The sequence below is a fragment of the Citrobacter sp. CK198 genome, assembly GCF_030333295.1.
In the GTDB taxonomy this organism is placed as follows: Bacteria; Pseudomonadota; Gammaproteobacteria; order Enterobacterales; family Enterobacteriaceae; genus Citrobacter_B; species Citrobacter_B koseri.
The window spans coordinates 79,313-96,015 of sequence record NZ_JAOWGE010000032.1; the positions used below are offsets into that span (position 1 = coordinate 79,313).

General features: G+C 51.7%; 18 protein-coding genes. 11 read left to right on the forward strand and 7 right to left on the reverse strand.

The genetic code is table 11. The features are described from left to right. The first annotated feature begins 34 nt into the window (after positions 1-34). The 10 genes from OGY62_RS14920 to OGY62_RS14965 all read left to right on the forward strand — a co-directional run bounded on the left by OGY62_RS14920 (position 35) and on the right by OGY62_RS14965 (position 8,679). Positions 35-1,048, forward strand: a complete 1,014-nt coding sequence (locus OGY62_RS14920) for an ArdC family protein (RefSeq protein WP_286460211.1) — start codon at positions 35-37, stop codon at positions 1,046-1,048. A 14-nt stretch (positions 1,049-1,062) separates the two neighbouring features. Continuing rightward, entirely contained in the window at positions 1,063-1,329 is a 267-nt protein-coding gene (locus OGY62_RS14925) for a TA system toxin CbtA family protein (protein ID WP_286460212.1), read from the forward strand. A gap of 115 nt (positions 1,330-1,444) precedes the next feature. Next, positions 1,445-2,371, forward strand: coding sequence for a DUF1281 domain-containing protein (locus tag OGY62_RS14930; protein WP_286460213.1), 927 nt, complete (start codon positions 1,445-1,447; stop codon positions 2,369-2,371). A gap of 363 nt (positions 2,372-2,734) precedes the next feature. Then, complete coding sequence (locus OGY62_RS14935) at positions 2,735-3,007, forward strand: hypothetical protein (RefSeq protein WP_286460214.1); 273 nt, start codon at positions 2,735-2,737, stop codon at positions 3,005-3,007. Continuing rightward, positions 2,932-3,339 carry a hypothetical protein gene (locus OGY62_RS14940; RefSeq protein WP_286460215.1) on the forward strand — a complete coding sequence of 136 codons (408 nt, stop codon included), beginning with the start codon at positions 2,932-2,934 and terminating at the stop codon, positions 3,337-3,339. Before OGY62_RS14935 ends, OGY62_RS14940 begins: the two co-directional genes overlap by 76 nt. Positions 3,340-3,389: 50 nt before the next feature. Beyond that, positions 3,390-4,028, forward strand: a complete 639-nt coding sequence (locus tag OGY62_RS14945) for a LysE family translocator (protein WP_224266959.1) — start codon at positions 3,390-3,392, stop codon at positions 4,026-4,028. A gap of 530 nt (positions 4,029-4,558) precedes the next feature. Continuing rightward, on the forward strand, positions 4,559-6,157 hold the full coding sequence (locus OGY62_RS14950) for a PTS sugar transporter (protein WP_286460216.1): 1,599 nt from the start codon (positions 4,559-4,561) through the stop codon (positions 6,155-6,157). Between the two features lie 25 nt (positions 6,158-6,182). Beyond that, a complete protein-coding gene (locus OGY62_RS14955) occupies positions 6,183-7,022 on the forward strand; it encodes a histidine biosynthesis protein (protein WP_286460217.1) in 840 nt (279 codons plus the stop codon). Between the two features lie 41 nt (positions 7,023-7,063). Then, a complete protein-coding gene (locus tag OGY62_RS14960; RefSeq protein ID WP_286460218.1) occupies positions 7,064-7,870 on the forward strand; it encodes a Cof-type HAD-IIB family hydrolase in 807 nt (268 codons plus the stop codon). A gap of 53 nt (positions 7,871-7,923) precedes the next feature. After that, a complete protein-coding gene (locus OGY62_RS14965) occupies positions 7,924-8,679 on the forward strand; it encodes a DeoR/GlpR family DNA-binding transcription regulator (protein WP_286460219.1) in 756 nt (251 codons plus the stop codon). 111 nt (positions 8,680-8,790) lie between these two features. Here the strand turns inward: OGY62_RS14965 and OGY62_RS14970 are convergent, their stop codons facing one another. From OGY62_RS14970 to OGY62_RS14985, 4 genes are all read right to left on the reverse strand, one after another. Beyond that, positions 8,791-9,222, reverse strand: coding sequence for a DUF488 domain-containing protein (locus tag OGY62_RS14970; protein ID WP_286460220.1), 432 nt, complete (start codon positions 9,220-9,222; stop codon positions 8,791-8,793). Between the two features lie 158 nt (positions 9,223-9,380). Further along, positions 9,381-10,337, reverse strand: coding sequence for a LysR family transcriptional regulator (locus OGY62_RS14975; RefSeq protein WP_286460221.1), 957 nt, complete (start codon positions 10,335-10,337; stop codon positions 9,381-9,383). 198 nt (positions 10,338-10,535) lie between these two features. Further along, on the reverse strand, positions 10,536-11,840 hold the full coding sequence (locus tag OGY62_RS14980; RefSeq protein ID WP_286460222.1) for a PQQ-dependent sugar dehydrogenase: 1,305 nt from the start codon (positions 11,838-11,840) through the stop codon (positions 10,536-10,538). After that, positions 11,833-12,276 carry a DUF2231 domain-containing protein gene (locus OGY62_RS14985; RefSeq protein WP_286460223.1) on the reverse strand — a complete coding sequence of 148 codons (444 nt, stop codon included), beginning with the start codon at positions 12,274-12,276 and terminating at the stop codon, positions 11,833-11,835. Before OGY62_RS14985 ends, OGY62_RS14980 begins: the two co-directional genes overlap by 8 nt. 318 nt (positions 12,277-12,594) lie before the next feature. Here OGY62_RS14985 and OGY62_RS14990 point away from each other — a divergent pair, with 318 nt between their 5' ends. After that, positions 12,595-13,479 carry an NAD(P)-dependent oxidoreductase gene (locus OGY62_RS14990; protein ID WP_286460224.1) on the forward strand — a complete coding sequence of 295 codons (885 nt, stop codon included), beginning with the start codon at positions 12,595-12,597 and terminating at the stop codon, positions 13,477-13,479. Between the two features lie 476 nt (positions 13,480-13,955). Here OGY62_RS14990 and OGY62_RS14995 read toward each other — a convergent pair whose 3' ends face one another. The 3 genes from OGY62_RS14995 to OGY62_RS15005 are packed head-to-tail and all read right to left on the reverse strand — an operon-like array spanning position 13,956 to position 16,559. After that, the gene (locus tag OGY62_RS14995) at positions 13,956-14,126 is read right to left on the reverse strand and encodes a DUF2474 domain-containing protein (protein WP_074188605.1); all 171 of its coding nucleotides are present in this window, start codon (positions 14,124-14,126) and stop codon (positions 13,956-13,958) included. After that, complete coding sequence (cydB, locus tag OGY62_RS15000) at positions 14,126-15,136, reverse strand: cytochrome d ubiquinol oxidase subunit II (protein WP_286460225.1); 1,011 nt, start codon at positions 15,134-15,136, stop codon at positions 14,126-14,128. Before cydB ends, OGY62_RS14995 begins: the two co-directional genes overlap by 1 nt. A 1-nt stretch (position 15,137) precedes the next feature. Beyond that, on the reverse strand, positions 15,138-16,559 hold the full coding sequence (locus OGY62_RS15005) for a cytochrome ubiquinol oxidase subunit I (RefSeq protein ID WP_286460226.1): 1,422 nt from the start codon (positions 16,557-16,559) through the stop codon (positions 15,138-15,140). Between the last annotated feature and the right edge of the window lie 144 nt (positions 16,560-16,703).

Consider the following 16,703-nt stretch of genomic DNA (forward strand, 5'->3'; position numbering starts at 1 on the left):
GGAGGAGTGCGCCTTTACTACTGAGGAGCCTCCCATGAAAAAGACATCATCATCACGGCCAGCGAAAAAACGGCCCGAACGTCCCGACTTGTATCAGCAGGTGACGGACAAAATCATCGCCGCCATCGAGCGCGGTACGCTGCCCTGGCGCAAGCCCTGGCAGACGGACCGCTCCCGGATGGCACAGGGGGCGATGATGCCGATCAACGGCACCACCGGTAACTTTTACAGTGGCGTCAATGTGCTGCTGCTGTGGTTGGCTGCCTTTGACCATGGCTTCAGTTCTAATCGTTGGCTGACTTATCTCCAGGCGGAAGCCGCCGGTGGCCATGTGCGTGCCGGCGAGAAGGCGACGCTTGCCGTGGTCTTCAAGCCCTGGGAAAAGGATGCGAAGGATTCCGACGGCCGGCAGCTGTTTGACGACGAAGGGAACGTCCTGAAAGAGCGTGTCCCGATGCTGAAGCCGCTGTACCTGTTCAACATTTGCCAGTGTGACGGACTCCCGGATGAAGTGGTTGGCGCACTGCCGGCAGACGCTCCGGGTGAGGAGGACCCACAAGTTGATGAGCGAATACAGGCGCAGGTCAGCACGATGGTGGAGGACTGCGGTGTTCACCTTGAGCATGTTTACCAGAACAGGGCGTTATACACCCCGAGCCGCGACCTGATTGTGTTGCCGGAAGTCCGGCAGTTTAAGACGGAGGCGGACTACTGGTCGACGTTACTGCATGAGCTGGTGCACAGCACCGGTCATGCAACACGTCTTAACCGGGAGGGGATAACGTCTTCTTTACGTAAGCGGGGTGACCCGGTCTATGCGTTTGAGGAGCTGGTTGCCGAGCTGGGCAGTGCATTTCTCTGTGCCCGGATCGGCGTTGCCGGCGACGTCCAGCATGAGAGCTATCTGGAAGGGTGGCTGAAAATCATGAAGGAAGACAAACGTGCGCTGTTCCGCGCGAGCGGCCAGGCACGTCAGGCGACCGAATTTCTGTTAATGCCGGCGGCAGAGACAGAAACGGTAAAGACTGATGCCGCCCTGGCGGCCTGAACGGGGGAGGGATTATGACCGAGGAACAACACCACTGGCAGACCGTTGCCGGCGCGCTTTTGAACCGGCATTACGGACTGACACTGAACGACACGGATCTGTGCGAAGAGGTCTGCGTCATTGCCTTGCAGGAGGCCGGTTTACGGCCGTATGAGGCGATTAACGACCTGGCTGAGAAATTCGATCTCGAACGTATCGATGTCAATGACTATCAGCAGTTGTCGCCGCCTATTAGCCTGGCGCATGAGTTACGGGTTTTACGTGAGCTCGCCAGCCACTGATGGCGGTTGAGCTAACAGGCTGACCGTCACTGTTTAACACCTTAACCCATCGGGGGAGATGCTCTCCCGATGGGGGACGTCTCTCCTTTTTTCTTGAAAGAAGAGGAGAACTACCATGTCAAACTGGTGCAAAAACCGTTTAGTTGTTACCGGCCAGTCCGTGTTTGTCGACGAGCTGCAGCAGTGGGTTAATGGCCATGTCGTTCCTGACTACCGCCATGCCATCCAGCAAAGCTGCAGGATGTTCCTGGCAGGTTGTGCCGGCATCTTGAAACCGGCGACGGTAAAACCTGGGGTTTATGTTCCTTATCCTGGTTTGCTGGCACATCCCGGCGTTTCGTCAGTGCAGAACCTGGCGTTTGAGCAGTGGTTCTGGCTGCTGAAAGCCGATGCGCCGTTAACGGCTGAAAATATCCGTCAGATTGAGCGTCTCTACAGTCAGTCCGGGATAGCGTCAGTCAAGTGGGAGAACATTCCGCCACTTGCCCAGGCGCGAATAGCGGATGTTATCGGGCGCCAATATGCCGACTGGTTCGGCATAGTTGGGCATGACGGTCATGTGGATGCAGGCAGTTGCTGGGAATGTTTGGGAAACATGCCCGAGTCTACCGTTCCGTGCGACATGCTAATGTTGATCCCCACGCGTCTGGCTTCAGAACTCAACGGGGCTGGCGGCGCGCTGCTGCGTGATGTACCGGCAACGGTCGACCTGTATGGTCGACAATATGGCGTTGAATGGCCCTGTGGCCACAATGTCAACTGCGTCCGTGACAGCCTCAATGTCCTGACAGTGCATTTTGATTCTCCATGGTACGCACCGGCAGGTGAGGTGATAGGTGAATTGTCAAAGCAGTTCAACTGTCAGGTTGAACACAGCTGGCATATGTTAGACGCTGGCCGCAGCGGTTACGATCATTACGATCATGGCGAACATGTCGATGGCGGCCGGATAGTGCGAGAAGTCCAGAGCGGTGAGGTGAACCAGTTTACTTACGCTGACAAGGACTCTGTATCGTTACCACCGAACGCTGAAGCGAGTTAAGTACCTGCTGCAGCACAATTGTTAAACGATAACCACCGGATTTTTCCGGTGGTTTTTTTATCTCTCAGGGAATATTGTTTTTTCTGCCGGGACAGATATTCCATTGCTTGGGGAGACCGCAGGAATAATTCGGTGTTCACATCAGCAACAAAGCGCTACGGCAGAGGAAACTCTGCATCGTATCAACGAACAATATACCATCAAGTCGGAAATTCCGGTCTTAAAGGTGTCCGGCTATAACAGCCTTCGGCTGAGTTGGCTGGAGCCCGGACTCCCGCTTTTGGGATCCGTCATGTATGCTGCTCCCGTCAAATAAAGATCTTGAGACCAACTGCCCAGGCCCTGTCGTTTGAACTGGAAAAGATGAAGAACAAAGGGTTTTCGTGGCATATCGGTACGCAGAGTTTTGGCTACCATCATCACCAAGATTTTGGCTACACCATCTGGGCACCGCTTGCGACCATCAATCCCCGGGGACAGCGTGGCGGGATGGCCTATGTGCCGAAAAACGCCGTGAATGGTGAATATCTGTACAGCCATATCGACCGTCAGTGTTCAGAATGTTACAGGATAAAATCGATGCCGGTGAACAACCGACCACCGACGATTTTGTACAATGGCGTGATGGCCCGCTGAATGATCCTGCCACCAAAGCCATCCTCGATCACTTTGGTGTGGAAGACGCGTTTGAACCTGGTGATGCCCTGATTTTTGACAAGTACGTGATCCACCGCAGCATCATGCTGGGTGAAGGGGATATTAAGTCCGGTGCCGCATTTGTGATGCGCTTTTTCTGTCAGGAGAGCACCTATGATGCTGAACGGGCGAAAGCGCTGGAAATTCCGCGTCATTTCTTTAAATACGCCGGACCGACCAAATTTCATCTGGAAGTTGCCACTGTCGAAGGTGAACGCCTGTCGGACAGTGCCTTGTTTGCCGACCAGCCATACCGGGATTTGTCCCGCTGATCTCACAGGGGCGCAGAGCCGCGCCCCTGTACCTGACAGGATATGCACTCATGCAACAGATTGCCTTTTATATTCTTATCGCCAGCCTGACCATTGCCAGCCCAGGGCCGGGCATTTTACTCACACTCACGAACACCCTGAACTACAATCTGCGCAATGCCATGGCCGGGATCATCGGTGTGGCCGCCGGCATGGGCGTGATATCTGTCGTCGCGGCCAGCAGCGTCGGGGTGATTATCACCACGTCCCGGCTGGCTCTGCTGGTTGTGAAGGTCGCCGGGGCCGCTTACCTGATTTATCTGGGGATCAAATTATTCCGCTCGGTACCCCGTGTCCTGAGCAATAATCCGGGCACGCCGGAATCCGTTGTACTGCCTTCAGCCGGTCAGCGATTCCGCCAGGGACTGCTGGTTTCCCTGCTGAATCCCAAGCCCATCGTCTTCTTTATGGCTCTGTTCCCACAGTTCATTAACCCGCAGCAGCCATTTGTTCCCCAGTTTTCAGTACTGTCGGGTCTCTTCTGTCTCCTGGTGATCGTCATCCACTCCCTTTACGGATTTTTCGCGCATTCCGTCAAGATGAAGATGTCTTCCGGCAACCTCTTCCGTAAACTCAATAAAACCGGTGGGGTGGTGTTCATGTGTTTTGCCGCAGGTCTCATTATTTCCGCCCTGCATCCTTACACCTAAACGTCAGCGTCCTCATTCCTCCAGGAGCCGTTAATACGGCTCTTTTTAACAATTCTCTCTGAATGCCTTATCTGCAATTCCCTGACCGCCTCAGACAAAGCTTTCCCTCTGACCTGCGTAGTGTTTATCCGGGACAACATGACGCTATCCCTCTCATTGAACTGTATTGCTCCAGGTCTGCATGCCTAAGTATTCAGCGGTGATTCATGGCAAACCTGATGCTTCATGTCTTAAGGTATCGCTACTTAAGATAATCAATTTTTGATGGTCTTCACAAAAACAAACCAAAACAAACAAAAACAACATTCATGTTAATTTCGCTTTGTATGGGGTTATATTCTTTATAAACTTAATATGACAATATAATTACTCTATAAAATTGCCATTATTAGATTATTTTAAATAATAAAATAAACGAAATTCATCTCGCAAGCATCTTTTCATGGTTGATGTTTGTTGTTTTGTCTGTGATTATCATGAAAACAATAAATGCAGCATCATCATAAGAACATCTTATCTGTGAGGTTTGTATGAAAAAAATAGCCATCATTGGAAGCAGTGGGGGGAACCTCTATAACCTCGGCGGTGCCGATCCGGAAAAATTGCTGGCGGAGATTTATGCCCAGTGTGATTCGGCAGGCATAGAAGTGGGTGCCGTTCAGTTCATCGCGGCGGAAGCGTCAATGGACAGTGCGAAACCGACCACACCTGCTGGCGTTTATACGCTTCCTGCAGGGAGTGGAACGAAACCGAAACGTACATACGACGGTAAACTGGCTGACGTCAATGATGTGGTAAAAACAACGGATACAGCCATTGCCGAAGAAATTCGTAACGGGAATATTCACGGTTTGATTGTGATGAGTGCCGACCCGGATCGGGCGAATCGTGAAGTATTCAGGGCCGCGTCTGATACCAAAGTACCTATTGTGGGAACCGGTGGTACTTCCATGGCGATGATCGCCGCCTCAGGTGCAAAAGTTATTGCCACCTCGGGAACAACCGGGACGACAAGCCGTACACGCGCGGTTTCATTTGTGGCTTCTCTGGCAAAACACTGGGGGATGAAATATCGCCCTAACCTGGGCGGGGCAACGTCCGGTAACGTAGGGTCGAACAAAAGCCTGCTTAAGCGTATTAACATCCGAAGCATAATGATCCCCGCGTTACCGGGCTTTATCGCGATGGCTGTTGTGCTGGCTGCCAGTCATATCCCGGGTCTGGAGAAGCTCAATGATATTTTTGAAATCCTTCTTAAAGGCTTACCTGTGCTTGTAGCTGTTCTGGCTGCCAAGCAGGTGTCTGAACTTGATGAAGTCTCTATCGTGTCAGGTATTGTCGCCGGTGTGTTATCCGTGGAAGGCGGTCTGATTGGAGGTATTGTTGGTGGTCTGCTTGCCGGTATTTTTGTTCGCTATCTCTTCGAATTATGCCTGAACTGGCGATTCCCGATGACCACTGTCAATATCGTCGCTGGCGGGATATCGGGTCTGGCCGCCGGGCTTATCATGCATTATCTGTTAAGCCCACTAGCACTGCTTGCTGGTGACTATATCAAGCTGGCACTCTCTGCAGCACTCGCTTACAGCCCAATTCTGGCTGGCCTGCTTGCGGGTCTGGTTATCTGGCCCGCTATCCTTGCAGGTATCTATCACGCCGTCATTTTGCCACTGGTCTTGCTGGAGATGGAGAAATCCGGTGTCAGTTTCCTCGGGGCTGTCGATATGGTTGGTCTGGTCATGGTTGCCGCTGGGATTAACCTCGCCAATGTTCTTGCTCCCCGTGAGAGAAGTGAGGCCGCCGTAGCTACGCCTGGACTATTGATCAACCTGGGGTTCGGGACATTCGTGGAGTCTGCCTATCCCTTCATGTTTGCTAATAAAGTGGTATTCATCTCAGCCATCGCTTATGCGGGCCTGGGGGGGATGATGCTGGGCTATTTCCAGGTGATGGGGGTGGCTTATGTTCCGGCCTTTGTTTCTCCATTCATGTCGAACAATGCCCTGAACATGGCCATTGTCATGGTGACCGTAATGGTTCTGACCTGTATTACGACCGTTATCGCTAATCGTTTCAAACCTGTTGTAAAGAAAGAAGAATCTACACAGATAGCTCAGTCAGCTAAATAACTCGCCAGTCATAAAGAGGTACATCATGTTTAAAGGTGATATGAATAAAAAACGAGCCACAGCCATTAAGAAAGTTAAAGATGCGATTGCGCTGCACGGTGGTCAGACAATTTTAAGTACAGGGATCACTGGTGATGATGCTCGTCTTGCAAAAGCGGTCTGTGAAGCCGGTGTCAAACTGCTTGAACCTAACCACCCCGCACTTGCGCTGGCTCGTGGTCATCGGGGGGTCACTGATATGCACGCTGCTGAGCAGATCCGCCATGAAATCAGTAACACTCAGATGGCAGAGGCATGCCAGGGAGTGCGTAATGTTGTGCCGGATGATGTCTTTATTACCGTCGGTATTTCGGGGGGATTCACTGAAACCCTGCCGGTACCGCTGACCGATGAACATATTCTGGAAATCGCCCGTTCAGGAGCCGATGGATTACACACACACAAATCGGACTGGGACGATCTGAAAGAGGTGGTAGATCTTGCCCATAAATATGGCCTCACTGTTGATGCTTATATCGGGCATCCGGATGATTTGCATACCTTCGGGCTTCCTGCACGAACGCCGGAAGAAGTGGCTCTGGTGGCGAAGCGTATGCAGGACATGGGTGTTGACATGATCGGCCTGATGACCGGCATGAGCTATGAAGGCGTAGCAGCAGGCGAAATCCCTCAGGTTATCAAGGATCGCCTTCATGCACTGGTCAATGCGGTTGACGTACCTACCCTGGCTGAAGGCGGTATCAACGTTCATAATGCCCAGGCTTTTCGCAATACCGGCGTGGATATTCTGGTTGTTGGAACGGCTATTGATAATATGGTTCAGGCTGCAGCAAAAGAAGCGGTATTGCCATTCATCCAGCATTAATCTTGTTTTATGGGGCTTCGGCCCCTTTTGGGACCAACTAAATGAAATTGCTTGCTATTGATATGGACGGCACCCTGCTCAACTCGAAAGGGCATGTTTCTTCAGAAAACCGTCAAGCTTTATCAAATTTCATTACCCATGCTGCGGGAGCCATTGTGATATGTTCAGCTCGCCCCCTGAATACGCTCCTGAAGTTACTTGATACTGAGCAGGTATTGCCTCTGGTGCGTTATGTGGCGGGGTTTAATGGCAGCCAGATCTTCGACTGTATGGAAAACAGGCTCTTGTTTGAGCGAATGATGACAGGGACAGAAGTGCGTGACGTGGATAAGGCCGTGAAGATAAGCCAGTATGATCATCATTTCTTTACTGACAAAAAAATCATGCACCGTACCGACAAGCCAGTATCACAATACTCCCGATATGAAGCAGACGTTTTTGGATTACCTCTGGAAATATATTCCCTGACGGAAATTTATAACGCGACTGATATCTTTAAGATCACTTTGTGTGACGATAAGTTCAGTGTTCCGTTATTGCAGAAGACTATTGAACACCATCTCCCTGTAGGATTGACATGCATGGTAACAGGCGCTAATTACATTGATATTCAGCCTGCAGGTATTGATAAAGGGAGCGTAGTGGAACAGATAAAAACCTTGCTGAAGTTGACCGTGGAAGAGGTCATTGCCATTGGTGATCAACAAAATGATATGCCGATGTTGAATGCCGCAGGAACTAAAGTGGCTATGGGCAATGCAGTTAAAATGTTGCAACAAGTGGCCGATGTCGTGACACTGGATAACGACCAGCATGGCGTAGCATATGCGATTAAGCAATTGATTTAACAATAAGGAAACTGTATATTTTCCGGACATGTTCACATGGGAGACGCCCCTGAATGAATCCGGTTTCAAGGAAAAATTACATACTTGATGCTCTGAAAAAAACAGGGGAAGTGACCGTTATCCGTCTCTCTGAAGAACTTAAAGTGACTTCAGAAACTATTCGTCGCGATCTTTCGCAGCTTGCCGATGAAGGTCAACTGGTGAAGATCCATGGGGGGGCGCTGCGAAAACAGATTTTCCGTGAAGATAACTTCGCTGAAAGGCTCAAAACCATGCGGCCAGCCAAAGAGGCCATTGGTCGCGCTGCTGTATCGCTGATTTCAGCCAACGATATTATCTTCATTGACTCATGTACCACCACCCTGACATTCGCGACGCAGCTCCCTGCGGTACCGCTGACCGTATTTACCAATTCCTCGCTGATTGCCGAATCCATCAAGCAGAATAACCCCTATGCCCGGGTATATGTGTTGGGGGGGGAATATAATCTGGAGTTCAGGGCTAATCTGGGGGCTGCTGTTATCGAGCAGATAAACAGCATCCAGGCTGATACCTGTTTTCTGGGAGCTGGCGGCATCACTCAGTCAAACGGTATACAGGTTAAAAGCATCGATGAGGCCTATGTGTCAAAGGCGATGTTACGTATGAGCAAGAAGAAGGTTATTCTGGCTGACCATACGAAATTTGGTCAGGAGGGCGTAATGAGCATTGCCACGCCAGGCGAAGTTGACCACATCATTACCGATGCACTTCTTGATAAAAAAGTTTATCCGCTTCAGGATTTTAACAACAAAATCACCCTCGCCTGATATCGCAAAGTTATTACCGGCTGGGGTTACCGGATATTCGGTAATCTCAGCATACAAACTCCGCAATGACTTTCATTAATATGAAAAACAGATATGGGTACGAAATCGTTACTATAAATGGATGATACTGACATCAGACCATTTAGCTGCCAGATATTCTGCAACCAGTCTTCTGTGGCAATGATGAGGTTTGTGCTCACTGCACAGTAAACAGGCATCGGTGAATTGCTTTTTGTCGAGATGTTCAATCTGTCTCTGTGTTATCAGATTGAGAAAATCAGCCGCATAGGTGTCCCAGCATCCATTTTTTAATTTATACTGCTCAAACATTTCCCGCGTCGGGGCAAGATCGGTGCAATGCTCATAATCCATTCCACACAATGTACGGACGAAGTATTTCAGATCATCCCGTTTTGCGAAACCTGCCAGCTGAGAACGATTATTGAGGCGAACATCCAGAATACGTTTCGCCCCTGAGTTTTTTAATCGGGCAAAGAAGTGTTCCGCTGAAGATTGTGTGAAGCCAATCGTGAATATTTTCATCAGATTATCTTTTACCTGTTCACATCAGTGTTAATGGGGTCCGCCTGGAACACGGAATCTAGGGGCACTCCTTGTATATCATAGGATCGAAAATTCTCTTATCCATGGCTGGAGTAAAAATGGGACGATTAAAGTAAGGGGCGCTGACGACCGTTGCGTTACGGCTCCCTATAAACAGGGGAGCTATCTTCCCAGTACGGCGGAGTTCCCACTTTCTCAATCATAAAGTCAATAAAGGTTCTGACCTTGTGCGGTAAAATCCGCTTTTGCGGATAGAGCAGCCAGACGGCGGTCTCGCAGGGAAACATACTAAACTCCCAGTCCGGAAAGACCCGCTGGATATGGCCTTTTTCCTCTTCCTCGCGGGATAACCAGTTGGGCAGAATCGCAACCCCGGCGTGGTTGCAGCAGGCATAAAGCATCGCAGCGCTATCGCTGACGCTAAGCCGATAGTTAATCGGTATCCGCTGCCATTCATCCTGTGACCCGGCTTTACGCGTATACCACCCGGCACCGTGCAGGCGAGAAAACATCACAATATTCATCTCGTTCTGACCGTCGCCGCCGGCACCCGGGGCGGCGGGAGGACTGTTTTGCGCGATCCACTGTGGGCTGGCCCACGCTGCGCGCGTCTGAGAGGCCAGTTTGCGAGCGTGAATGGAGGAGTCCGGCAACACCCCAATGCGAATACTCAGATCGATTCGCGCTTCAATCAGGTCCTGTATCTCATCATTAAAACTGATATCCAGAGAGATGTTGGGATGCAGGCGGAGAAACTCATCAACAAAGGGCATGACGTGTAACCGGCCAAAGGTGCTGGGCACGCTGATGCGCAGCAAGCCGGAAGGGTGCTTATCCCGCGCGGCAGTTAAATGCCGCGCTTCCTCCCATTGCAGGAGCAACTGGCGGGCATGAGAGTAGAAGAAATCGCCGGTTTCCGTCAGCGTTAATCCGCGGGTGGAGCGGTTAAACAACGTCACCTGCAAATACTCTTCCAGTTCAGAGATATGACGAGAGGCGGTTGATACTTCTATATTTAATGCTTTGGCTGCGGCACTAAAGCTTTTATGATCGGCGGCGCAGACAAAGGTCCTGATTGCGGATAAATGGTTCATCGAATTTTACGTCTCATTTATGATGAATGTCTTTTCAGCAACCCATTCTGGTGTAGCCACTTAGCAATAACGGTTCTGGCTTCACAGCTTATCACTTTACTTCCCCAGGGATTCCCTGCAGTGTTCATGGATACTGATGGTCGATGCATAAAAATGGCTTCCCCAACTGCGAGAAGCCGAAGGATTAATCACATAATATTATTTTGCCGTGACGCGCCAGACGGTATTCCCGACATCATCGGCGATGATCAACGCCCCCTGGTTATCCTGGGCAAGCCCTACCGGCGCGCCATACAACTCTTTCTCATCCCGGGAGACAAAACCGCTGACCACGCTCTCTGGTTTACCGACCGGTTTGCCCTCTTTAAAGGCAACGAAACTGACTTTATAGCCATTAAGCGGTGAGCGATCCCAGCTGCCGTGCTCGCTGATAAAGACGCCGCCCTGGTATTTTTGCGGCAGCATCTGCCCGGTATAAAACAGCATCCCCAGCGGCGCAACGTGGGAGCTCAGGGCGTAGTCGGGCTTGATGGCGTTGGCGACCTTGTCCGGGCGAGGCGGCTGGACGCGGCGATCGACATGCTGACCGAAATAGCTCCAGGGCCAGCCATAAAAACCGCCATCCTGAACGGAGGTCAGATAATCGGGAACCAGGTCGGCACCTATCTCATCGCGTTCATTGGCAATCGCCCACAGTTTCCCGCTCTGTGGTTCCCAGCCGAGGCCTGTCGGGTTCCTGATGCCGCTGGCGAAGATCCGGCTGGCTCCCGTTGCGGTATCGACTTCAAGCACGTTGGCGCGGCGGTACTCAACGTCCAGACCGTTCTCGGTAATATTACTGTTGGAGCCGACGCCCACATAGAGCTTCCTGCCATCGGGACTTGCCAGCAGCGCTTTAGTCCAGTGGTGGTTGATGGTATTGGGCAGGTCGGCGAGCTCGGTTCCGGCATCGCTGATGTGTGTTTCACCTTGCTGGTAGTGATAACGCATGATGCTGTCGGTATTGGCCACGTACAGATTATCGCCAATCAGCTGGACGCCGAACGGAGAGTGCAGATGTTCGAGGAAAACATGCTTCTCCCAGCCGCTGCCGCTTTTGCGTAACAGGGTAATGCGGTTACCGCCTTGACCGCCTTTGCCGGACTGATTTTTTACGATCCCGGCAATCAGCTGTTTCGGTGTGGTCAGCGGTTCCTCACCGGGGCTGTTGCTTTCAACCACGAGCACATCATCGTTCGGCAGGACATAGACCATGCGAGGGTGCATGAAGCCATCTGCCATCTTCTCAATACTCAGTCCCTGGGCGACGTCAGGCTGGGCGCCTGCTTTCCAGCCCACACCGGTAGGAACCTGCATCGGTGGCATCAGGTAATCCTGTGCTTTTGGCATCACCGGGTCCGGCCCGGTTTGTTGATCCGGTGTCAGTTTCGCTTTTTCATCACATCCCGCAAGGACCAGAGTCAGCGTTAACATTACTGGTAGGGGCAGTAATATTTTATTCATGGCGATAACCTTTATTTTTTGTGTGGCAGGAGGAGCTGATAATGTTGGCAAGGAGCAGACAGATAACCGTGAGGGTCGAATAGACCACATTTTGCGGCGCAATGGCGTAAGCATCGCGGCTGTGGACAAAACAATTCACAATGGCTGAAATAATCGCGATGACGTTCAACCAGAAATCAACTTTCGCCGCCGGGAGCCGAGGGGAAGGGGCGAAGAACCAAACCTGCGCGAGGTTAATCAGCCGCGGTACGATCGCCAAAATCAACCCCAGGGCAATCAGCCAGCTGGCACTTTTTCCCCACATCACGTTGGTGCTGTAGAGATAAATAATATCAAAGATCCATCCGGCAATAAAAAAACCATAAGGTATGGGGTTGAGAAGATTAAAAATTATCGTCGCAAGCGTATTGCGACGACCATAAGAGTTTTCACTCATATTATCAATTCCTCGTCAGGGAGAATAAAGGCATGCTGAAGCTTCTGCTGTCAGTAACGTCATGGGACAGGTGAATGACAGTAAGCGAAATAATCAGGCTAATTAGTGTGTATTGACATTATAAACACGCAAATAATTATACATATTGTTAACACGTTCGATATGTCAATGTACGGAAATCTGTTTTGCAGAAATCACCATACCCCATGATGTTATAGTTAGTTATCGTGATATTCAGCTAAATCGACTGCGTAGAATGCTCAGGCCATGGTCAGGGAACTGCGTGGGGATATTCATCGTGATATGGGAGAATATGGAATGAACTTACCGGTTGTCGCCGTCCTTGGGCTGGGCGCCATGGGGCACGCTTTTGCCAGCAATCTGCTAAAAAAGGGTTTTACCGTCCACGGCTGGAACCGTTCGCCGGAACGGGGGGACGATCTGCTGGCCAGCGGGCTCATCCGGCATGCGACGCCGCAGCAGGCGGTGGCGTCTGCCGGGGTGATTCTGTCAGTCCTGACCGACGCGGAAGCCACGTTGAACGTGATCCAGCAGATTGCCCCGGAGTGCCGGGAAGGGACGATTTTTTGCCAGATGGGCACCATTGGCGTCGGGGAGACCCGGGAAGCCATCGGCCTGCTGGAATCACTGGATCCTTCACTGATCTATCTCGATGCTCCGGTCTCAGGGACCAAAAAACCGGCCGAGAATGCGCAAATTCTGGTGCTCGCCAGCGGCGACCGTCAGCGAGGCGCGGCGGCTGAGCGCGTATTTGCCGCCATTGCGCGCGGCACGCAATGGTTTGGTGAAGCCGGCAGCAGCCAGAAAATGAAGCTCGTGCTGAACGCCTGGCTGATTACCATGATGGAAGGCGTGGCCGAAAGCGCCTTGCTGGCGGCGAAATTAGGGTTTACCCCCGCACAGTTCTGGCAAGCGCTGGACGGCGGTCCGCTGGCGGCACCGTACGTCAAAGGCAAGCTGGAAATGATTGCGGAAAACCGTTTTCCTGCGCAAATGCAGCTCAGCCATGCGCTAAAAGATGCCAATCTGGCACTTGACGCGGCCGAAAGCACGGAACTGCCGATCCTCAGCAAAATCGCCGATTGCTGGGACGAAGCGGCCGCGGAGGGCTATGGCGGTCAGGATCTGGCGGCGGTGTACGCCTGGCTTGCAGGTCAGCCGGCAGCGACAGGCCAGGTGTAAGTGCAGAAGGTATAAGTGAATGTCCGGGGTTTGATCCGTCTCTCCCGGTCATGTTTCGCCATTTCTCCAATGGCGTCACGGTTTTTTAGTTCCCTGCCATTATACTGTGCAGCACGACTTTCTGTGATCTGCGATACCTGTCCATGAGTCCTCACGGCAACCGACTTCTTCCCTCATGCCGCGCGCCGGGACTGATGTCGATAACCAGGTCTGCCCGGACAACCGTCCGCATACCGTGTTCAATCATTATCACGGTATTTCCTGCCGCTGTAGTTGTACCAGGAGGCAGTCCGCATCTGAGGTATGCAAACCGGTTATCGGTTCATCAAGGATCACAAATATGGCGAACCACGCATGCGACGCATCCGCTCCGACTAACTTCCCCTGTCCCGGTACCGTTTCGATAAATCTCAGCACATGTGTAGGGGGGAGCATAGGCCCGGGCTGTCAGGGAACAATCCGTGGCGATGCGACTATCAGTGGGGTTTCATTCCGGCCGCCATCATCAGCAGTCGAAAGACTGTGGCAACCACGCCAAGAGTCAGTACGCTTCCTGCCCAGATGGCTATCATCCAGAGCAGCTTCCGCCAGAAGGGTTGATGAGCGGACGTGGCGGGCACTTTCCGCGTTTCGTTCAGGCTGATCATCAATGATACCCCTCATCCGGTTTGATTTTTCCACGGAACACGTAGTAGCTCCAGAATGTGTACATCAGGATCACCGGAATGATCAGGAGCCCGCCAATCAGCATGAATCCCTGACTCTGAGGCGGTGAAGCGGCCTGCCAGATAGTGATCCCGGGAGGAATAATATTCGGCCAGATACTGATCCCCAAACCGCTGAAGCCGGTGAAAATCAGCACCAGCGTCATGATAAACGGTCCACTGTTCGCGCGTCGGCTGTAAGCGCTGCGAATGATACCCCAGCTGCACACCAGAACCAGCACAGGTACCGGCATGAACCAGAGTATGCCCGGGGAGGAAAACCAGCGTCTGGCAATGTCAGGATGCGTGAGCGGGGTCCAGACACTGATAACGGCAATGACGGCCAGAAGGGCGAGGGTTAATACCGTAGCCAGGTCCGACATTTTGCGGTGAAGCTGACCTTCCGTTTTCATGATAAGCCAGGTACAGCCCAGCAGGGCATATGCAATCACCAGTCCGATACCACAGAACACCGGGAATGGGGCCAGCCAGTCCATCACTGAACCACTGAATTCACGTCCGCTGACTGTCAGACCATTCAGCAGAGTCCCGACAGCAACCCCCTGACTGAAGGCGGCCAGAACCGATCCCCCAATGAATGCTTTATCCCACAGAGGACGGTGTTCCGGGGTCGCTTTGAAGCGGAATTCAAATGCAACGCCACGGAAGATCAGTCCCAGCAGCATTGCCGTTAGCGGAATACTGAGAGCATCGATGATCACGGCATAAGCCAGTGGAAAGGCACCATATAATGCAGCACCTCCCAGAACCATCCAGGTTTCATTGCCGTCCCACACGGGCGCGACGGTGTTCATCATCATATTCCGCTCGGCATCCTGTTTATTGAATGGAAACAGAATACCAATCCCCAGATCGAAACCATCCATGACGATATACATCAGCGTCGCGAAAACGATAATAATGAACCAGATAACTGACAGATCGATTCCCATATTATTTTCTCCCTCGGGCAGTCAATGATTCACTGACTGCTGATAAAGGACGGGCAGGTGTCTGACTCAGACCCGGACCGCCGGGTGACTGACTGGTCGTGTCGGTATGGTCAGGACCTTTCTTTATGAGACGAATAAGATACAGATAACCCACACCAAACACCGAGAAATAGACCAGAATGAATGCCATCAGACTGACGGACATATGTAAATCGCCATGTGCCGAAACGGCATCGCGGGTTCGCTGGACGCCATAGACAACCCAGGGCTGACGACCTATTTCAGTCGTAAACCACCCTGCGAGTAAAGCCAGAAGTCCGGACGGTCCCATGAGCAGCACAAAGCGGAGGAACGGCCTGGACGTATAAAGCCCCCCGCGCCAGCGCAGCCAGAGACTGATTAATCCCATCAGGATCATCAGCATCCCGAGTCCTGCCATTACCCGGAAAGACCAGAAAATAATGGTCGAATTGGGGCGGTCTTCTTTCGGGAAACTCTTGAGTGCCGGCACCTGTCTGTCCAGACTGTGAGTCAGGATAAGACTGCCCAGATAAGGGATCTCGACCTTATATTTTGTCCGCTCTTCGTCCATATCCGGCAGACCAAACAAAACCAGCGGCGTCGCTTCACCCGGTGGGTTTTCCCAGTGTCCTTCAATCGCTGCTATTTTGGCGGGCTGATGTTCCAGCGTATTCAGACCGTGGGCGTCACCGAGTACAGCCTGTATCGGAGAAACAATGAGCGCCATCCACAGTGCCATTGAGAACATTTTACGCACAGTCGGTGTGTCATTTCCTTTCAGCAGATGCCATGCTGCTGACGCCCCAACAAAGAACGCGCTGGCCAGGAAGGCCGCTGTCGACATATGCAGCAGGCGGTAAGGGAAGGAGGGATTAAACACAATTTTAAGCCAGTCCAGCGGGATGACTACACCATTTTCAATCGTGTAGCCCTGCGGCGTTTGCATCCAGCTGTTGGAAGCCAGGATCCAGAATGTAGAAAACAGCGTGCCCAGGGCAACCATGCAGGTTGCAAAGAAGTGCAGTCCGGGACCCACGCGATTCCAGCCGAACAGCATCACGCCCAGAAAGCCGGCTTCCAGGAAAAAAGCCGTCAGTACCTCATAGGTTAACAGTGGACCTGTAATGCTGCCGGCGAACTGTGAGAAACCACTCCAGTTAGTCCCGAACTGGTAAGCCATGACCAGCCCGGAGACCACTCCCATGCCAAAGTTGACAGCGAAAATTTTAGACCAGAAATGATAAAGAACGCGGTATGTATTATCACGTGTTTTCAGCCAGAGTCCTTCCAGAACCGCCAGAAAACTGGCAAGTCCGATAGTAATGGCGGGAAAAATGATATGAAAGGATACCGTAAAGGCAAATTGTATCCTGGCTAAATGGAACGCATCTAATCCAAACATGGCTCACCTTTTAATATCTGCATAAAACACCTTAAGAAAACGCCTGCAAAGACTGAATGAAATGAGAAATCTTTATCAATCAGAAAGATTCCTGGTGTGGATTAATATCTGAGAGCGTCACTCTATTCTCAGCCGGATGTGTGG